This window comes from Photorhabdus akhurstii (assembly GCF_018448925.1).
Classification (GTDB): Bacteria; Pseudomonadota; Gammaproteobacteria; order Enterobacterales; family Enterobacteriaceae; genus Photorhabdus; species Photorhabdus akhurstii.
The window spans coordinates 1-1,475 of the sequence record NZ_RCWE01000081.1; the positions used below are offsets into that span (position 1 = coordinate 1).

The following is a 1,475-nucleotide window of genomic DNA, read 5'->3' on the forward strand; positions in this document are numbered from 1 at the left end:
CGCTTAATGCCACATTATGTTGAATGGCGGCTGACCGGCAACGACGGTCACAGAGAACGCCGGGGTTCAGCGCCGGGCGGCCGGCATTTACTGCCGGGCACGCCGGAGGCAGGGAGGCAGTCTGTGCGCAGGGACGCGCGCAGTCTGCCTTTCACTGCACCCCACTCGCTCACAGGGAACCGGCTAACTTTAAAGACTGTCCGGCAACACAGGGCGTTCAGTCCGGCTTATCACTCTCCGCCTGCGGGTTGTCTGACGGTGTTTTCTGTTCGGGCTTCCGTTCTGCCGGGTGGGTCTGCTCATGCACTTTCTTTAAGTGACCGATGGCCACCCGCGTATAGATTTGGGTGGTTTCCAGCTTCTCATGCCCCAGTATCGCCTGGATATGCCGGGTGTCCGCGCCGTTCTCTAACATCTGGGTCGCCATTGAGTGGCGGAACAGATGGCAGGCCCCCGGTTTCGCCAGTTGCGCCTGTTTACGGATGCTGTCGGCGGCTATCTGGGTTAACGTGCCTCTGGCCAGCCCCCGGCCTTTTCTGGTGATAAACAGGTGACCGCTGTCACCCCGCCGCGTTAACTGGGGCCGGACACTGAGCCAGCGACTTAACCAGTGCAACGCCTGCTCGCCAATGGGCACTACCCGGTCCTTATTGCCTTTTCCCTGTCTGACCAGCACCACCCCACGCCCGAAGTCCACCTCGCTTAACAGCAGGTTCGCCACTTCCATCCGCCGGATACCGGTACTCCACAACACTTCAAGGATAACCCGGTTTCTCAGGCCCGTGAGGGTGTCGATATTGGCGGCGGCTAAGACCGTGTGGGTTTCGTCTTCATTCATCACCTGTGCCGGCAGCCGTTTTTCTTCCTTTGGCAACACCAGGCTGTCCACCGGGTTATACAGGATATGGTGACGTTGCAGCAGCCAGCGGAACCACTGACGTAAGACACTCAGCCGGTCCCGTTGACTGCCCGGGCTGTAGGGTTGACCGTTCGTTTTACGGTAGCTTCTCAGCCAGCGCTGATAGCTTTCCAGCAACGGCAGGCTGACCTGCGGCGCCGTCATCACTCCGCGGGCTTCACACCAGGTGACGAACGGCAACAGCCGCTCTTCATAGGACTCCTGAGTCCGTTCACTTAACCCCTGTCCCTGCACGGCTTCCAGCCAGGCGGCCAGATGCTGGCGTAAGGTGGCGAAGCGGGCCGGGATGGCGTCGGGTTGACCGTGGGTCTCCGTCACCGAGGGGCGTTTTTTTCTGTCTGGCGAGGCGAGGGTTGTCGCCGGGCTGGCCGGGATAGCGTGCTGTTGCTGCAACCAGTCGAACCACAGGCGTAAGGACCGCAGGCGTCGGCGCTGACTGTCCGGCGTATAGGGCTGGCCGTTGGCCTTGCGGTACCGGGCCAGATAATGCTGCCAGTTTGCCAGTAACGGTTCAGTGACCTGAGCGGCGGATATTACGCCCTGTTCCTCGCACCAG

The 1,475-nt window shown here is 61.0% G+C and carries 1 protein-coding gene; it reads right to left on the reverse strand.

The window, feature by feature from the left end; translation table 11 throughout:
- Window positions 1-217 precede the first annotated feature (217 nt).
- Window positions 218-1,207 carry a site-specific tyrosine recombinase XerC gene (gene xerC / locus EAE93_RS23810; protein ID WP_214040718.1) on the reverse strand — a complete coding sequence of 330 codons (990 nt, stop codon included), beginning with the start codon at window positions 1,205-1,207 and terminating at the stop codon, window positions 218-220.
- Between the last annotated feature and the right edge of the window lie 268 nt (window positions 1,208-1,475).